Genomic DNA, 14,332 nt, shown 5'->3' on the forward strand with positions numbered 1-14,332 from the left:
TTCTGCAGGACGGGCTTGCAAACTTGCTCCCCAGCTACGGAAGTCGGCCCGCCTGCACCCTCTCCCACAGGCCGACGGCGAAACGTCGCGGCCTTAAAAAAAGGATGTTCAAAATGGCTACCCCCAAGCTGTTTCAAGTTGCAATGATTGCCGCATCGGCACTGGCTTTATCGACCCCCGCCATGGCCGAGTGGAAAACGGTCTCGGTCCAGCATGAAGACCTCGACCTGTCGACTGCCAAGGGTCAGGAACGCCTGAAAACCCGCGTCAAGTCGGCGGTACAACGCGTCTGCGGCAGCCCCCGGGCGATTACGCTGAAGGAGCGTATCGACCAGAATAACTGCGAAAAGGACTCGCTGGCCCGCGCCATGCCGAAAGCAGAACAGCGTATCGCTGCCTATGCCGAAAGCCGCCGCGTCGCCTTGCGCGACTAAATTCACCAAGTTTCACGGTGGGGGCTCTGGCCAGCGATGGCCGGGGCCCTTTTTATTTGCCCGCAAGCTTTTTGACGTCGGCGAGATATTTGCGCCCGATGCGCATCGACAAATCTTCGCCCAACAGCGCGTGCCACACACCGCCACCTTCATGGCGCAGTCCGGTGATTAGGTCGCGCCGGACGATATGGCTGCGGTGGATGCGCTGGAACTGTTCGGGGTTCAGCCGTTCTTCCAACGCCGAAATGGTCTGGTGCAGCAAATAGCTGCGTCCGGCGGTATACAGCCGCATATAATCGCGCTCGGCCTCGATCCGCTCAATATCGACGGCTGCGATGCGGATCAGCTCTGCACGGTGGGATACCCAGAATTCGCTCGCATAATTACCGCTGCCGCCACTCGCACCGCCGGTGGATGACGGCGCTTCGCTGTCGCTCGCCGAGGCGCGGGCAATGGCGCGGCCCAGCCGTTCGCCGGACACAGGCTTCAACACATAGTCGACGACATCAAGGTCGAACGCCTCGACCGCGAAATTGTCGTAAGCCGTAACGAGGATGATCGACGGCTTCTTGTCCATCAGGCCAAGCGCGCGTGCGGCGTTGATGCCGTCCATCTTGGGCATGCCGATATCAAGGAAGACGAGGTCGGGCGTCAGTTGCTGGGCCAGGCGCAGCGCGGCGACGCCGTCATTTGCGGTGCCGACGATTTCGATGACCGGATGGTCGTTGCACAATATTTCGAGCCGCTCGATCGCGAGCGGCTCGTCGTCAACGATCATGGTGCGTAATCGGCTCATATATGGACCTTATGGCTGAGTGGTACGGTCAGCGTCGCCCGGTAGCCGCCCCCCGAAAAGGCTTCTGTTTCCAGCTTCGCCGCCGATCGGTAGCGCGCCTCCAGACGGTCGCGCACATTGGCAAGGCCGATGCCATTGCCACCGACATGGGTGACGTCCATGGCCTCGCCATCATCTTCGACGCTGATGACAAGATGGTCTTCCTGAAGCTTTGCGCCGATCGTGATGGTGACCGGACGGGTGGTGCGCGACACGCCATATTTGATGGCATTTTCGACCAGCGGCTGCAGGATCAGTGCGGGCACATGCTGGTGCATCAGTTCGGGCGGAATGTCGAACTTGGTCCGCAACCGCTTGGGGTGCCGGACGCCCTCAATCTCCAGATAGAGCCGCTGCAAATCGACTTCTTCTTCAAGCGTGACATCTTCCAGCGGATCGGATGACAGGCTGGTCCTGTAAAAGTTGGACAGGTTCTGGATCATCGTTTCGGCCTCGGTCGGTTTGCCCGTGATGACCAGGCTGGACAGGGAATTGAGTGTGTTGAACAGGAAGTGCGGATTGACCTGATAGCGCAGCGACCGCAACTCGGCATCCTGCGCCGCCTGTGCAAAGCGGGATGTCTTGCGCTCCGCCTCGCGCACTTCGCGGGCGTAGCCGATGGCGACATACAGCGACGCCCAGGCGATCAGGAAGAAATAATGGGTGACCGAAATGTCGGCGATTTCCTGCCAGAAGGACAAGCCGAGTTGGTCTTTCAGATCCTCGACCGTCCGGCCGACATTGGGATCCTTGAACAGGCTGATCGGATCATAGAGGTTGAAGATATAGAAATTGGCTGATGCGAGCAGGATCGCGGCGGGTATTGCCCCGAAAAAGGCAAGGCTGACCCGGAAACCGAGCGATTGCCGGTCTGCAAGCCTGAGGCCGATATACATGACCCAGGTCACGAATATGCCGACGACGGCCACCATCAGGCGGCGTTCGAACAAGGTCGACTGGGCCGGAAAGTCGAGAAGCGCCGCGCGCAGCGACAGGATCAGCGCGTAAAAGGCCCAAAAGCCGATAATGGTCAAAAGCGCCATTTGCTGGCCGACAAGGGGCTTTCGTTGCTGGACAAAGTACATGGCCTTTACATAGCCGATTTTGCGAAGGTTGCACTATGTCCCGCGCTTCTCGTCGAATGGGCCCTCAAGTTGGTCGAAACTTTTTCTTGCCATCGGTGCTGTAAACGATTCATTAACTATGAATCTGCGATAGTGGTATTCGATGGTGACAGGGGAATTGGTGCCATGACAAAGGGCAAGAGTGACGGGCCGGGCATGATGACCTTGGCAGAGATTAAAGAATTCGCCGGTTTCAGCGCCGCGACACAGCGCTATATCCGCCGCTCGCTTGATGTCGCCTTTGACCGGAAAGATGCCATCGCCCTGTGGTCCCGCGACGCAGTCGAAGCGACCACGATCAAGGCCCAGCACAAATTTTACGATAAACTGCCCGAAATTCGGGCACTTATTCCGGACTCCAGCTCGATCGAGGATGCCGAGCCTTTCCTTACCCAGTTGATTACGGTGTCGGCCTTTGACCTGGGCCAGAGCCGTCTCGACGGCTTTGCTGCCTATCGTTTTCTCTACGAACGTCTGATCGGTGCCGATGCACGGCCCTGGTTGCCGTCGGCCTTTTGTGCCGCCGCATCGATGCCGCATCTGCAACCCGAACGGCGCAAGGCGTTGCTCCAATCGATCAGCGAAGCGGCGGCCACGGCCCCCGGCTGGTCAAAGCGGCAGCCGAGCTTTTATCCCGAATGGGTCGAAAAAGTGGACGCGGACAACAGCAAGGCGCGTTAATCGTCGCGCCGGCGATAGCGGAAATACCAGACTTCATGCCCGATACGGCGGGCCTTGGCCTCGTAACGGGTCTCCGGCCAGCCGCCGGGACGCTTCAGGAAATCGGCAGGTTTATCGCATAGCCAGTCAAACTGCTCGCGATGCCGTTGCATCACCATCAACGCGTGGCGCAGATAGACCGGATGGTCGGTGCCAAAGCGGAATTCACCGCCCGGTTTCAACTTTGCCGCGATCAGATTGACCGGACCGTCGTTCATCATGCGGCGCTTGGCGTGGCGCGCCTTGGGCCAGGGGTCGGGGTGCAGCAGATAGACGAAGCTCAAGGAACCATCGGGAATGCGGCGCAAGATCTCGAGCGCGTCGCCCATATGCAGGCGGACATTGCGCAGCGCGCCGTCGCGGATATGGGTCAGCGCCATGGCCACCCCGTTCAGGAACGGTTCGCAGCCGATGAAGCCATGGTCGGGCAACAGGTCGGCCCGATAGGCAAGATGCTCGCCCCCGCCAAAGCCGATTTCGAAATGCATCGAACGCGCATCGCCGAACAGGCTTTCGCTGGTCAGCACGCCTTCGTCCGGCACCGCAATTTGCGGCAGCAGATTTTCCACCAGATCGGATTGCTCCGACCGCAGCCTCTTGCCCTTGGACCGCCCGTAAAGGCGGTTCAAGGTGGTCGGATCGCCGGGTTTGTGCGCAGTCATGCCGGCGCGATTAGCGCTTTGACCGTCGAAATCAAGTCAGGCGTTACGCGAGTGCGGCCTTCAGGTCCTCGACAAGATCGGTCCGCTCCCACGGGAAGAAGTCGCCCTCTGCCTTGCGGCCGAAATGGCCATAGGCTGCGGTCTTGCGGTAGATCGGCTTGTTGAGGCCCAAATGGGTGCGGATCGCGCGCGGTGTGAGGCCGCCCAGTTTCTCGATGCTCATGATCGCATTTTCAATTTGATCATCGCCCACGGTTCCGGTGCGGTGCGTGTCGACATAAAGCGACAGCGGCTTCGACACGCCAATGGCGTAGGCAAGCTGGATGGTGCAGCGGGTTGCAAGGCCAGCGGCGACGATATTCTTCGCCAGATAGCGGGTGATATAGGCCGCCGAGCGGTCGACCTTTGTGGGGTCCTTGCCGCTGAATGCGCCGCCGCCATGGGGCGCTGCGCCGCCATAGGTGTCGACGATAATCTTGCGTCCGGTCAGACCGGCATCGCCGTCGGGGCCGCCAATTTCAAAGCTGCCCGTCGGGTTGATGTGATATTCGGTTTCGGTCAGCAGGCTGGCCGGCAGAATGTCCGCGATAACGCTTTTCACATATGCGTGCAGTTCGGCTTCCTTCTCGCCCTGGTCATAGCCTTTGGCATGCTGCGTCGAGACCACGATGGCGGTCGCCGCGCTTGGCTTGCCTTCGCTGTCATAGCGCAAGGTCACCTGGCTCTTGGCATCAGGCTCCAGAAAGGGTGCGGTTCCGGCATGGCGGTCGGCGGCCATGCGTTGCAGGATCTTGTGGCTGTAATCCAGCGTGGCGGGCATGAGGTCGGGCGTCTCGGTCGACGCATAGCCGAACATGATGCCCTGGTCGCCAGCGCCTTCATCCTTGTTGCCCGACGCATCGACGCCTTGGGCGATATGTGCGGATTGGGGGTGCAGGTTATTTTCAAAGCGCAGCGTTTCCCAATGGAAACCTTCCTGCTCATACCCGATTTCCTTGACGGTCCGGCGGACGGTCGCTTCGACCTCTTCCTTGACGCCAGCGGCCCAGTTGCCGTCTTCGTCCATGATACCCTTGCCGCGGATTTCACCGGCAAGAACGACAAGCTGCGTCGTGGTCAGCGTTTCGCACGCGATGCGTGCTTCTGGGTCCTTGGACAGGAACAGATCGACGATAGCGTCGGAGATTTGGTCGGCGACCTTGTCGGGGTGGCCTTCGGACACGGATTCCGAGGTAAACAGGTAATTGGAGCGCATGGTTTTTCCAGTCTATGGCTGTGTCTGCGTATAAAGAATTCTTTATATCGATGCGGGCCCTTAGCGGGAAGAGCCCCGGCGGGCAAGGGGTAACAACGCGCCTGCGATGAGCAGCAAGGCAAATCCGATAGGCAGGATATTGCCATAGGTTGCGAATAATGTGGGCGCCTTGGCACGCGGCAAACGCGCGTCGATGCGTCCGGCGGTGCCGAGCGGCAGATGCTGGACGATCCGGCCATCGGCGTCGATGATGGCGCTGATCCCCGTGGGCGTGGCGCGGACGATGGGCAGGCCTTCCTCTATCGCGCGTAGCCGTGCCTGCGCCAGATGTTGCGGCGGGCCGACGGTTCCGAACCAGGCATCGTTCGAAGGATTGAAGATAAAATCCGGACGCTTTCCGCTGTCGACGACCTGGCCGGAAAAGATGATTTCATAGCAGATTTGCAAGCCCACCTTCACCGGCTGATCCCCGACCTTCACGGTCAAGGTCTGCGGCCCGGGTCCCGGCCAGAAATCGAGATCACCCGGCACGAGACGCGCCAGACCCAGTGGCCGGAGCAGCCATGGCACGGGCAGATATTCGCCATAGGGCACCAGATGCGCCTTGTCATAATGGCCGAGCAATGTGCCGTTCGAATCCAGCGCGCTGACGCTGTTGCGGGCGGCGACCAACTGGCCCTTTTCAATGACGAGCCGGTTGGCCCCGGTCACCAGCACATCGCCATCCTGCATCAGGGTCGTCAGACGCGCGCGTGCCCCTGCGGCGCTGTCGCCCGGCTGGAATTGGTAATAGCGGTACGGATATCCGTCCTCCAGATAATCCGGCAATGCTGCCTCGGGCCAGAGCAGCAGGCGCGGACCCTGGTCGGGCAAGGGGCGGCTGTTCATCGCCAGCTTTGCAAAATTGATCGCTTCATAGCCCGGTTCATATTTGTCCGCCTGCGAGATATCGGGCTGGACGATGGTGAGGCGCGGCGACTTTGGTGCGTTATTGGCTGAGGTGACAGGGATTTCGACACCGTGAACCCAGAGTCCTGAAAGCAGGGCTAATCCCGCCAGCAACGGCCGCCACTGCCGATGTCCTGCGAGCAGGATCAGCCCCGACGTCAGCACCACGACAGCCGAAAGACCATAGGTCCCCAACAGACCTGTCGCACGGGCAAGCTCAAGTTGCGATTGCCATATGACCGCCAGGGGATTCCACGCAAAACCGGTGAAGGCCCAACTGCGCAGCCATTCGCTGATTGTCCAGCATCCGGCAAAGGCGAGGATCAGGGGCAGGATTGCGCCCGACGTTGCCGCGCGCTTGACGCGGATGTGGATCCACCATGTCCCGCCTGCCGCCAGCGCGGGATAGACCGCGAGATAAAGTGCCAATGTAACCACGGCAAAATAGCCGAGCCAGATCGGCATCGCCGCCTGAAAGGTAAAGGCGACCGCGATCCAGTTGTTGCCTGCGCTAAAATGGCCGACACCGAACAGCCAGCCGAGCATTGCGGCACGCCTTGCGCCCGATGCGTGGCCCACCAGATGAATCAGAAGCGCAAAGCAGAGCAGGGTAAGCGGCCATAGCCCCAACGGCTCAAATCCGGCGGCGGAAATGGTCCCGGCGACCAACGCGGACCAGCGGGGATATTTCAGAAGGAATGCGGGGATTCTCTGCACGGCGCCGTCTTTGCCCATGGGCGGGGACAAAAGCAACAGAGCAGGCGGGGTCAAGACGGCTTTTTGCAATATGTTGCTGTGCATTCAGAAAGCAGATGCTAGGGGCCCCTGATGCTTATCTTTACCCTCCTGCTCGCCGCTGCGGTGCCGTCAGCCCTTTCGGAAGTGCACCAGCGCGACATCGCCTGTGTTGTGGAAATTGCCGTTCAGGCCGATGCCCAAAAGCGCGGCATGGCCGCCGGCACGGATGTGCAGGCAAATGGAAAGCGCTGGGCAGGGATAGTCGGCGACCGGATCGTCTTTGAAACCGGCCAGCCGCGCGAAGTCGTTGCGCTCGCCATGCAGGAAGCCGCGCAAGCGGGCGTCGGCAAGACGCGGGATGGCGCCGTGCTTGATGCCTGCACCCGCCAGATGCTGCGCGAACTGGCGGTGGCATCGGCGGCGGACCAACCCCTACCCAAACCGGTGCAATCCAAATGAGCCTGAGACCCTTTCACCTCGCCTTTCCTGTCCACGACCTGGCTGTGGCCCGACAATTTTACGGCGATATTCTCGGCTGTGACGAGGGACGTTCGTCCGACCATTGGGTCGATTTCAATTTCTTTGGTCATCAGCTGGTCGCCCATCTCGACCCCGCCGCGCGGTCGGTGTCGACGCATAATCCGGTTGACGGGAAAGAGGTTCCTGTGCCGCATTTCGGCGTCGTGCTGACCATGACGCAATGGGAGGAACTGGCCCGGCGTGTCGATGCCGCGGGTATCGCATTCGGGATCGCGCCCCATGTCCGCTTCAAAGGCGAAATCGGGGAACAGGCGACAATGTTCTTCTATGATCCCAGCGGCAATGCGCTGGAGTTCAAGGCTTTCGGCGACGACGCCAGTATCTTTGCGCGCTGATCAGGGGGTCGCGTTGACGGCTTGCACCGTTGCCGACGGCTCGCCGGTGATGCCGTCGGTCGGCTCGACGGTCACTTCCGCCTCGCGGATGATTGCATCGTCATCTTCCACTTCGTCCAGCGCCGCTTCGGCCAGATCGCTCTCGTTGGCAGGCACGGCGTTTTCCGGCAGCACTTGAGCCACTGCGTTTGTGTCTTCGGCAACCGGTGTTTCATCCCCGCTTTGCGCGTAAAAATGCGCGCCCATCAAGACGAGCGCGGCGATCGTAATGGTCGCGATAAAACTGACGATATTGCGTGAGCTATTGTCCATGGGTCCACCTTGTTCCGGGGGCCATGATAAACGCTGCTGCTTAACAAGCCCCTAAATTGAGGACGCTGGTTCCTGCATTTTGACGACGTTCGAGCATTTGTCGCTCTTTTCCGCTCCGCCACCTGCCAGCATCGAAAAGGCAATGAAGCCGCCAACAACAAGCACCAGAAAGCCCGCGGTGACCCATGCCAGATATTTATCGATGAAGCTTTTGATCGGCGGACCGAATTTCCAGAACAGAAGGCCGACCAGCATGAACTGGAACGCGCGCGACAGCACGCTGGCCCAGATGAAGGTCCACAGGTCCATATGGATGAACCCGGCGGTCAGCGTCAGCAGCTTGAACGGAATGGGTGTCGCGCCCTTGATCAGGATTATCTCCGCGCCGAATTCGCGCAGGTAACAGGCAGCGGCCGGAAAGCTGTCCCACAGGCCGAGCGTCTTGAGCAAGGTAACGCCGATGGTTTCATAGGCGAAGAAGCCGATGGCATAGCCGAACAGCCCGCCCAGCACCGAGGCAAGCGTGCACACCATCCCGTAGCGCAGCGCCTTGTCGGGACGGGCGAGGCACATCAGGCCCAGCAGCGGATGGGGCGGTATCGGGAAAAAGCTCGATTCCATGAAGGAGAACAGGAACAACCACCGCTCCGCATGCGCGTGCGCGGCCTTTTCCATCATCCATTCATAGAGGCGTCTCAACATTAGGCGCGGCGTTAGCCGTCACCGTTCCCAATGTCCAAATTTTTCGCGGGCAGCAGATGCCCGAATATCAGGCCCGCGCCTTCGCGCTTGCCGCGACGCGGATTTCGGCCGCGGCATCCCGTTCGGGAGCGACCAGAAAATAGCCCAATATGATGAGCAGCAGAACGACGAATATCTTCGTCAGATCACGCAAATCCTGTTGCTGCAACCGCCGCCTCGCGCGGTTGCGCGGCGGTAGGGGTTTGCCCGCAATATCCAGCAAAGTCGCCATTATTCATTCCCTCCGGACATGTCGCACGATGTCCGCACAAAACCACATTGATTGCCGGTAAAATGATCCGGACTCGAATTTGTTCCAGACCACCAAAAACAGTTGCAAATAACAACTGAAATGGCAGTGTAGGGGCCAAGGCCGATTCCGGCCAATATCTCAGGAGAGTTGATCATGAAGCTATATGGTGCACCGGTTTCCCCTTTCGTCCGTAAAGTATTGGCCTTCGCCGCCGAGAAGGGACTGGCGCTGGAACTGGTGCCGATCGGCTTGGGTGACCAGAACCCCGAATTTCTGGCCTGCAGTCCGTTTCGCAAAATGCCCGGTTTCACCGACGGTGACTTTGCCATTTCGGATTCGTCCGCCATCGTCACCTATATCGACGCCAAATATACCGACAGCCCGTTAATCCCTGCTGATGCGGAAAGCCGGGCGCGGGTTGTCTGGTTCGACGAATTTGCGGACACGATTTTGACATCTGCTGCAGGCGCAATGTTCTTCAACCGGATTGTTTCCCCCAAATTTGTCGGCAAACCCGGCGATGATGCAGCAGCGGCCAAGGGCGAGACGGACATGGGACCGATTTGCGCCTATCTTGAAGAGATCATCGACGACGGCGGCTTTCTGGTCGGCGACAGCCTGACGCTGGCCGATATTTCTGTCGCCAGCCCCTTCGTCAATGCCGCGCATGCGGGCTATGTCCCCGACGCCGCAACCTATCCCAAGCTGACCGCCTATCTCGCCAGCATGCACAGCCGCCCCAGCTTCGCCGACTGGATCCGCCGCGAGAGGAAGATGCTGGGTCTGGGTTGAGTCATCAGCGCTGACTGAGCTTCACCGCTGAAATCATTGCCCCTGCTGGTCGAGGCTCACCTCGACCGGCAGGGGTTTTTCGTATCCGTCCGTCGCAAAACATTCTGTTGGTCGGAATATGTATTGCAAATAAGAATCAATCTTAATAACTGCATATCATCATAATGAGAATCGTTCTCAATAATGCAGCTAAAGGAAAGTTCATGACCCGTCCCGCCCTCGTCTCGCGTGCCCTTTTGGCAGGTGCACTCTCGGCTTCGATCATCAGCCCTGCACTCGCCGAGGATGATCTGGCGGATTCGGAGGATCGGCGGACGATTGTCGTGACAGGTGAGCGGGATGGCGATGCAAACCCCAACGCAAATGCCAACGCGCCGTATAAGGTCGAAAATTCGGCCAACAGCAAGTTTACCGAACCGCTGCGCGATACGCCCAAGAGCATCACGGTAATCCCGAAAGAGGTGATCGAGGATATCGGCGCGACCAGCTTTCGCGAGGTGGTCCGCTCGACCCCCGGCGTGACCTTGGGCACAGGTGAAGGCGGCAATGCCTTTGGCGACCGCATCTTCATCCGCGGGTTCGAGGCGCGCAACGATATCTATATCGATGGCCTGCGCGACCCCGGCGTGTCGAGCCGCGAGATTTTCGGCATTGAGCAGATCGAAATCGTCAAAGGCCCGTCGGGCAGCTTTGGCGGGCGCGGGACGACCGGCGGGCTGGTCAGCCTCCAGTCGAAACGGCCGCAGATCGGCAACGACTTTGCCGTGGTCGAAGGAACGATCGGAACCGAAAACCATTATCGCGGCACCATCGATACCAATGTCATGCTGACCGACAGCCTCGCGCTGCGGGTCAACACGCTTTACCATCAGGCCGACACGCCGGGTCGCGATTATGTGGAGAGCACGAAGAAGGGCACAGTCATCGCGCTCGGCTGGAACCCGGTCAATGGCTTGCTGGTCACGGCGGATTATTATCATTTCCGGCTCGACGGCGTGCCCGACTGGGGGCATCCGTTCGATAGCACGACGCAGCAACCCTATAAGGTCGACCGTGACAATTATTACGGCGTGATCGGCCGCGACTTCCTCTATAATGGTTCGGACATCGGCACCTTTGCGGTGGAATATGATCCCATCGACGCGCTCTCCCTGCGCAGTATCACCCGCTATGGCGAGACCTATAACCGCTATCTGGCCGGACCCGTCGGTGCGGTTTGCCGCTTTGCCCGCACCGCCACAGGCGCGTGCCCGGCGACGGGAACGCTGCTGCCCGAGGACCAGTTCACCGTCACGCCGGGTGCGCAGCGGCGTTATTCGGACACGCGCTATCTGGCGAGCCTTGCCGATGCGACCATTCGCCTGGGCAATGAAGGCTTTTCCCACACGCTGGTCTTCGGCGCGGAATATGCGCGGGAGAAAGTCGATGCCTATCGCCTGCTGACCTCCGCCTTTGTCGAAGATGCGAATGGTAATGTGCTTTCGGTCTCACCCTTCATCCGCAATTTGCTCGACCCCGATCCGCTGTTGAACGGAACGCTGACATCCTATGTCGATGGCGTCACCGGACCTACACAAACCCGGGTGGAATCAACCGGCGTCTACCTGATCGACACCATCAAATTCGGGCCGAAATTCGCGGTCACTCTAGGCGCGCGGTACGACAGTTATGACATCGCCCTGTTCAACCCCGACGCCAGTAACGCGGCGGGATTGCAACCCGAAAGGCTGGCCAACAATGTCAGCTTCCTCAACTGGCAGGCGAGCGCGCTGTACAAGCCGGTCGAGGCGGTCAGCCTTTATGCGTCCTACAGCACCTCCTCCAACCCCAGCGGAGAGCAGATTGACGGCAACGGCGTCGCCTATGACGGCCTCGCCGCCGTGACCCAGAATCTGGAGCCCGAGCGGAATGAAAATATGGAGGTCGGGGTGAAGGGCGAGCTGTTCAATGGCGAGTTGCTGCTGACCGGCGCGCTGTTCCAGATCACCAAGCAAAATGCCCGCGAGCAAACCTCGCCCGGTGTCTATGAACTGGTGGGCAAATTGCGGTCGCGCGGTGTCGAGCTTGGTGTGTCGGGTAATCTGGGCGACAAGGTGCAGTTGTTCGGCGGCTATACCTATACCGATGCCAAGCTGGTCAATTCGGTGAACGCCGCAAATGAAGGGCGGCCCTTTGCCAATATCCCGAAGCACAGCGCCTCCTTGCTCGCCACCTATGCGGTGACCGACCGGTTTGAAATCGGCGGGCAGGTTTATCATCAGAGCAAGATCTTCGGCGGGTCTCAGGTGGCGGGAACGGCCTTTGTGCCCAGCTACACGCGCTTCGACGCGGTCGCGCGGTGGCAGGTGCGCGAGGGGTTGGAGGCGCGGGTCAATGTCCTCAACCTGACCGACAAGCTTTACTATGATGCGATCTACCGGTCGGGCAGCCCCTTTGCCTATGTCGCACCGGGACGATCGGCGACGCTTTCGCTGACCGCCAGTTTCTGAAGGTCGCGCCATGCTGATCGCTATTCCCGATATCCTTCCCCCCCATGAAGCTGTGGAGCTGGGCCGCTCCCTCTCCACAGCGGATTGGGTGGACGGCAACGCCACCAGCGGCCCCGGCGCGGCGCTTGCCAAACGAAACAGGCAATTGCCCGAGGGTGGTGAGGCCGCCCGGCAAGCGCGCGCCGTGGTGCAGCGGGCGCTGGCGCAAAATGGTCTGTTCCTGTCGGCCGCTTTGCCGCACGCCATCTATCCGCCGTTGTTCAACCGCTATGGCCCGGGTGAGGGCTTTGGCGACCATGTCGACAACGCGATCCGCATCGACCCCGCCACGGGGCAGCAGATGCGGACCGATATGTCGGCGACCTTGTTCCTCACCGATCCCGACAGCTATGATGGCGGTGATCTGGTGGTGCAGGGGGCGTTCGGGCAAGCGTCCTATAAGCTACCGGCCGGGCATATGCTGCTCTACCCGTCGTCCAGCCTCCATCATGTGACCGAGGTGACGAAAGGGGAACGGATCAGCTGCTTTTTCTGGGTCCAATCCATGGTCCGCGACACGCACGCGCGCGAAATGCTGTTCGAACTTGACCAGAGCATCCAGCATCTGACCACCGACCATGGCGGGGGCCATGCCGAGGTGCTACGCCTGACGCAGCTTTACCACAATCTCATCCGCCGCTGGGCGCTTTAACCTCAGGCGCTGCGTTCAAAAAGGCGACCAACCGGTCGCGCCATACGCGATAGCCTTCGCGGCTGGGATGGAGCGCGTCGTTGAACAGCACGCGCCGTTGCGCCCCGCTGTCGTCCACAAATGATGGGTAGAGGTCAAGAAAGACCGTATTGGCCTGCGTCGCCGCATGCGTACGCAACGCCGCATTGACCGGCATCACCAGATCGCGGTTCTTCACCGCATCCTCGGTCGGCAGCAGCGACTGGATCACAATCCGCGCCTTGGGCCTTCGTTCCCGCAGGCGCGCGACCACGGCCTCGACCCCTTTGATGATGCTGGTGGTGGCGGGCTTTTCGGCATCAAAGCTGTTATTGATACCCAGCATGACGAAAAGCGTATCGGGTTGCAGGTCCGGCCGGTCGAGCCAGCCTTCGCCCCCTTGCGCGGCCGGCAGCAGGCGGTGGAGCACATGTTCGATCCGGTCGCCTGATACGCCGAGATTGAGCGCCTTGTGCTGGGGAACCGCCCCGCCAAAGCTTTCGTTCCAGACCGACCAGCCGCAATAGAGTCCCGGAAACCAGGGGTTCGCATCCAGATGCCAGAAATCGGTGATGGAATCGCCGACAAAGACAAGCCGGACCGGCTCCAGGCTTTGGGCGGTGGATAGCTCCTGTCCAATGTCGGACGCGCGCTTTTGCCAATAGTCGACACGGGGTGTGGGCGTTTCCGCAACAAAGCGCGGCGCATCTGGTGTTTGGCCTTGCGCGATGGTTGGCAAAGTCGCGGCCAGCGCCACGGCATAGAGGCCGGTCCAGATATTCAAGCTTTTCATGACGCGCTCTCCCTTCGCGATGTGTGGGGGCAGTCTATGGGAAATGCAGCGCTTGGCAATCACCCCACATACGTATGTGGGCCCGCGTTAATGCAAACAACACACCTCGCCCCTAACGCTGGTTCCCGTCAGGAGACACCACCATGAAATTTATCGCACTCCACTCCCGCGGGGGCAATTACCTCGTCGTCGCATCCAACGTCGCGTGGCTACGTGCCGCCGAAAACGGCCAGACCCAGATCGGCATCGTCGGCGGACAACCGCTGCTGGTCGCCGGCAGCATGGACGAAATCGTCGCGCAATTGACCGAAGTCCCGCCTGTGGTTGTGTGAGCGGGTTGCGGGCATATCCCCATGAGCCTCCAAAGTCTGGATCCGCGCGCTGCGTAGGGCGTGCGATCTCGATTGCGCCGTCGGACAAAAGCGATAGGATGCCATTCTCGAATGGATCGAGATGAGCGGTCAAATGGGGGCGAAAAAATGGAACAGCGCAAAACATATATGATTATATTGGCACTCGCTGCGGTTGTGCTGGGCGGAATAGTCGTTTTTGGCGTCATATAGGACGCAGCAAGAACCGACATTTTAACCATATGGGTAAAAACATATTGACAGCGTAACGCTCATTCGGTACAAATAGGCATCGTCGAAAA

The 14,332-nt window shown here is 59.9% G+C and carries 17 protein-coding genes; 8 read left to right on the top strand and 9 right to left on the bottom strand.

All coding sequences use genetic code 11. The features are described 5' to 3' along the window. Positions 1–113: 113 nt before the first annotated feature. The gene (locus tag EUU25_RS15155; protein WP_158902383.1) at positions 114–434 is read left to right on the top strand and encodes a UrcA family protein; all 321 of its coding nucleotides are present in this window, start codon (positions 114–116) and stop codon (positions 432–434) included. Between the two features lie 52 nt (positions 435–486). Here EUU25_RS15155 and EUU25_RS15160 read toward each other — a convergent pair whose 3' ends face one another. Next, the gene (locus EUU25_RS15160) at positions 487–1,230 is read right to left on the bottom strand and encodes a LytR/AlgR family response regulator transcription factor (protein WP_246162769.1); all 744 of its coding nucleotides are present in this window, start codon (positions 1,228–1,230) and stop codon (positions 487–489) included. Continuing rightward, the gene (locus tag EUU25_RS15165) at positions 1,227–2,312 is read right to left on the bottom strand and encodes a sensor histidine kinase (protein ID WP_246162771.1); all 1,086 of its coding nucleotides are present in this window, start codon (positions 2,310–2,312) and stop codon (positions 1,227–1,229) included. The genes EUU25_RS15160 and EUU25_RS15165 overlap by 4 nt, the downstream gene beginning before the upstream one ends. A gap of 207 nt (positions 2,313–2,519) precedes the next feature. On the opposite strand from EUU25_RS15165, the gene EUU25_RS15170 reads away from it, so the two are divergent. Beyond that, the gene (locus EUU25_RS15170) at positions 2,520–3,074 is read left to right on the top strand and encodes a hypothetical protein (RefSeq protein WP_158902387.1); all 555 of its coding nucleotides are present in this window, start codon (positions 2,520–2,522) and stop codon (positions 3,072–3,074) included. Here the strand turns inward: EUU25_RS15170 and trmB are convergent. The 3 genes from trmB to lnt are packed head-to-tail and all read right to left on the bottom strand — an operon-like array spanning position 3,071 to position 6,713. Beyond that, complete coding sequence (trmB, locus tag EUU25_RS15175) at positions 3,071–3,775, bottom strand: tRNA (guanine(46)-N(7))-methyltransferase TrmB (RefSeq protein WP_158902389.1); 705 nt, start codon at positions 3,773–3,775, stop codon at positions 3,071–3,073. The two genes, EUU25_RS15170 and trmB, sit on opposite strands and share 4 nt — an antisense overlap. A 43-nt stretch (positions 3,776–3,818) precedes the next feature. Beyond that, the gene (gene metK, locus EUU25_RS15180) at positions 3,819–5,030 is read right to left on the bottom strand and encodes a methionine adenosyltransferase (RefSeq protein WP_158902391.1); all 1,212 of its coding nucleotides are present in this window, start codon (positions 5,028–5,030) and stop codon (positions 3,819–3,821) included. Positions 5,031–5,090: 60 nt separating this feature from the next. Next, positions 5,091–6,713 carry an apolipoprotein N-acyltransferase gene (gene lnt, locus EUU25_RS15185; protein ID WP_187351328.1) on the bottom strand — a complete coding sequence of 541 codons (1,623 nt, stop codon included), beginning with the start codon at positions 6,711–6,713 and terminating at the stop codon, positions 5,091–5,093. Positions 6,714–6,806: 93 nt separating this feature from the next. Here lnt and EUU25_RS15190 point away from each other — a divergent pair, with 93 nt between their 5' ends. Together EUU25_RS15190 and EUU25_RS15195 are read left to right on the top strand one after the other, a co-directional pair. Next, positions 6,807–7,175: a hypothetical protein gene (locus EUU25_RS15190; protein WP_158902393.1), complete on the top strand. Its 369-nt coding sequence runs from the start codon at positions 6,807–6,809 to the stop codon at positions 7,173–7,175. Then, entirely contained in the window at positions 7,172–7,591 is a 420-nt protein-coding gene (locus tag EUU25_RS15195) for a VOC family protein (protein ID WP_158902395.1), read from the top strand. The genes EUU25_RS15190 and EUU25_RS15195 overlap by 4 nt, the downstream gene beginning before the upstream one ends. Here the strand turns inward: EUU25_RS15195 and EUU25_RS15200 are convergent, their stop codons facing one another. The 3 genes from EUU25_RS15200 to EUU25_RS15210 form a co-directional block, all read right to left on the bottom strand. Next, positions 7,592–7,903, bottom strand: coding sequence for a hypothetical protein (locus tag EUU25_RS15200; RefSeq protein WP_158902397.1), 312 nt, complete (start codon positions 7,901–7,903; stop codon positions 7,592–7,594). A gap of 51 nt (positions 7,904–7,954) precedes the next feature. After that, positions 7,955–8,605, bottom strand: coding sequence for a YqaA family protein (locus EUU25_RS15205; RefSeq protein ID WP_158902399.1), 651 nt, complete (start codon positions 8,603–8,605; stop codon positions 7,955–7,957). 67 nt (positions 8,606–8,672) lie between these two features. Next, the gene (locus EUU25_RS15210) at positions 8,673–8,876 is read right to left on the bottom strand and encodes a hypothetical protein (protein WP_158902401.1); all 204 of its coding nucleotides are present in this window, start codon (positions 8,874–8,876) and stop codon (positions 8,673–8,675) included. A gap of 174 nt (positions 8,877–9,050) precedes the next feature. Here EUU25_RS15210 and EUU25_RS15215 point away from each other — a divergent pair, with 174 nt between their 5' ends. The 3 genes from EUU25_RS15215 to EUU25_RS15225 all read left to right on the top strand — a co-directional run bounded on the left by EUU25_RS15215 (position 9,051) and on the right by EUU25_RS15225 (position 12,869). Beyond that, a complete protein-coding gene (locus EUU25_RS15215) occupies positions 9,051–9,689 on the top strand; it encodes a glutathione S-transferase family protein (RefSeq protein ID WP_158902403.1) in 639 nt (212 codons plus the stop codon). Between the two features lie 203 nt (positions 9,690–9,892). Further along, positions 9,893–12,178, top strand: coding sequence for a TonB-dependent receptor (locus tag EUU25_RS15220; RefSeq protein WP_158902405.1), 2,286 nt, complete (start codon positions 9,893–9,895; stop codon positions 12,176–12,178). A 10-nt stretch (positions 12,179–12,188) separates the two neighbouring features. Beyond that, positions 12,189–12,869, top strand: a complete 681-nt coding sequence (locus EUU25_RS15225; protein WP_158902407.1) for a Fe2+-dependent dioxygenase — start codon at positions 12,189–12,191, stop codon at positions 12,867–12,869. Here the strand turns inward: EUU25_RS15225 and EUU25_RS15230 are convergent. Beyond that, positions 12,847–13,680, bottom strand: coding sequence for a GDSL-type esterase/lipase family protein (locus EUU25_RS15230; protein WP_158902409.1), 834 nt, complete (start codon positions 13,678–13,680; stop codon positions 12,847–12,849). The genes EUU25_RS15225 and EUU25_RS15230 overlap by 23 nt on opposite strands. Positions 13,681–13,823: 143 nt before the next feature. Here EUU25_RS15230 and EUU25_RS15235 point away from each other — a divergent pair, with 143 nt between their 5' ends. Further along, positions 13,824–14,012, top strand: coding sequence for a hypothetical protein (locus EUU25_RS15235; RefSeq protein ID WP_158902411.1), 189 nt, complete (start codon positions 13,824–13,826; stop codon positions 14,010–14,012). Positions 14,013–14,332: the final 320 nt, after the last annotated feature.

Source organism: Sphingorhabdus lacus, from assembly GCF_009768975.1.
GTDB lineage: Bacteria > Pseudomonadota > Alphaproteobacteria > Sphingomonadales > Sphingomonadaceae > Sphingorhabdus_B > Sphingorhabdus_B lacus.

Coding starts and splice junctions, on each gene's coding strand:
- EUU25_RS15225 (WP_158902407.1), top strand. CDS start 12,189: ATGCTGATCGCTATTCCCGATATCCTTCCCCCCCATGAAGCTGTGGAG.
- EUU25_RS15170 (WP_158902387.1), top strand. CDS start 2,520: ATGACAAAGGGCAAGAGTGACGGGCCGGGCATGATGACCTTGGCAGAG.
- metK (WP_158902391.1), bottom strand. CDS start 5,030: ATGCGCTCCAATTACCTGTTTACCTCGGAATCCGTGTCCGAAGGCCAC.
- EUU25_RS15165 (WP_246162771.1), bottom strand. CDS start 2,312: ATGGCGCTTTTGACCATTATCGGCTTTTGGGCCTTTTACGCGCTGATC.
- EUU25_RS15195 (WP_158902395.1), top strand. CDS start 7,172: ATGAGCCTGAGACCCTTTCACCTCGCCTTTCCTGTCCACGACCTGGCT.
- EUU25_RS15235 (WP_158902411.1), top strand. CDS start 13,824: ATGAAATTTATCGCACTCCACTCCCGCGGGGGCAATTACCTCGTCGTC.
- EUU25_RS15160 (WP_246162769.1), bottom strand. CDS start 1,230: ATGAGCCGATTACGCACCATGATCGTTGACGACGAGCCGCTCGCGATC.
- EUU25_RS15230 (WP_158902409.1), bottom strand. CDS start 13,680: ATGAAAAGCTTGAATATCTGGACCGGCCTCTATGCCGTGGCGCTGGCC.
- EUU25_RS15155 (WP_158902383.1), top strand. CDS start 114: ATGGCTACCCCCAAGCTGTTTCAAGTTGCAATGATTGCCGCATCGGCA.
- EUU25_RS15200 (WP_158902397.1), bottom strand. CDS start 7,903: ATGGACAATAGCTCACGCAATATCGTCAGTTTTATCGCGACCATTACG.
- trmB (WP_158902389.1), bottom strand. CDS start 3,775: ATGACTGCGCACAAACCCGGCGATCCGACCACCTTGAACCGCCTTTAC.
- EUU25_RS15205 (WP_158902399.1), bottom strand. CDS start 8,605: ATGTTGAGACGCCTCTATGAATGGATGATGGAAAAGGCCGCGCACGCG.
- EUU25_RS15190 (WP_158902393.1), top strand. CDS start 6,807: ATGCTTATCTTTACCCTCCTGCTCGCCGCTGCGGTGCCGTCAGCCCTT.
- lnt (WP_187351328.1), bottom strand. CDS start 6,713: ATGGGCAAAGACGGCGCCGTGCAGAGAATCCCCGCATTCCTTCTGAAA.
- EUU25_RS15220 (WP_158902405.1), top strand. CDS start 9,893: ATGACCCGTCCCGCCCTCGTCTCGCGTGCCCTTTTGGCAGGTGCACTC.
- EUU25_RS15215 (WP_158902403.1), top strand. CDS start 9,051: ATGAAGCTATATGGTGCACCGGTTTCCCCTTTCGTCCGTAAAGTATTG.
- EUU25_RS15210 (WP_158902401.1), bottom strand. CDS start 8,876: ATGGCGACTTTGCTGGATATTGCGGGCAAACCCCTACCGCCGCGCAAC.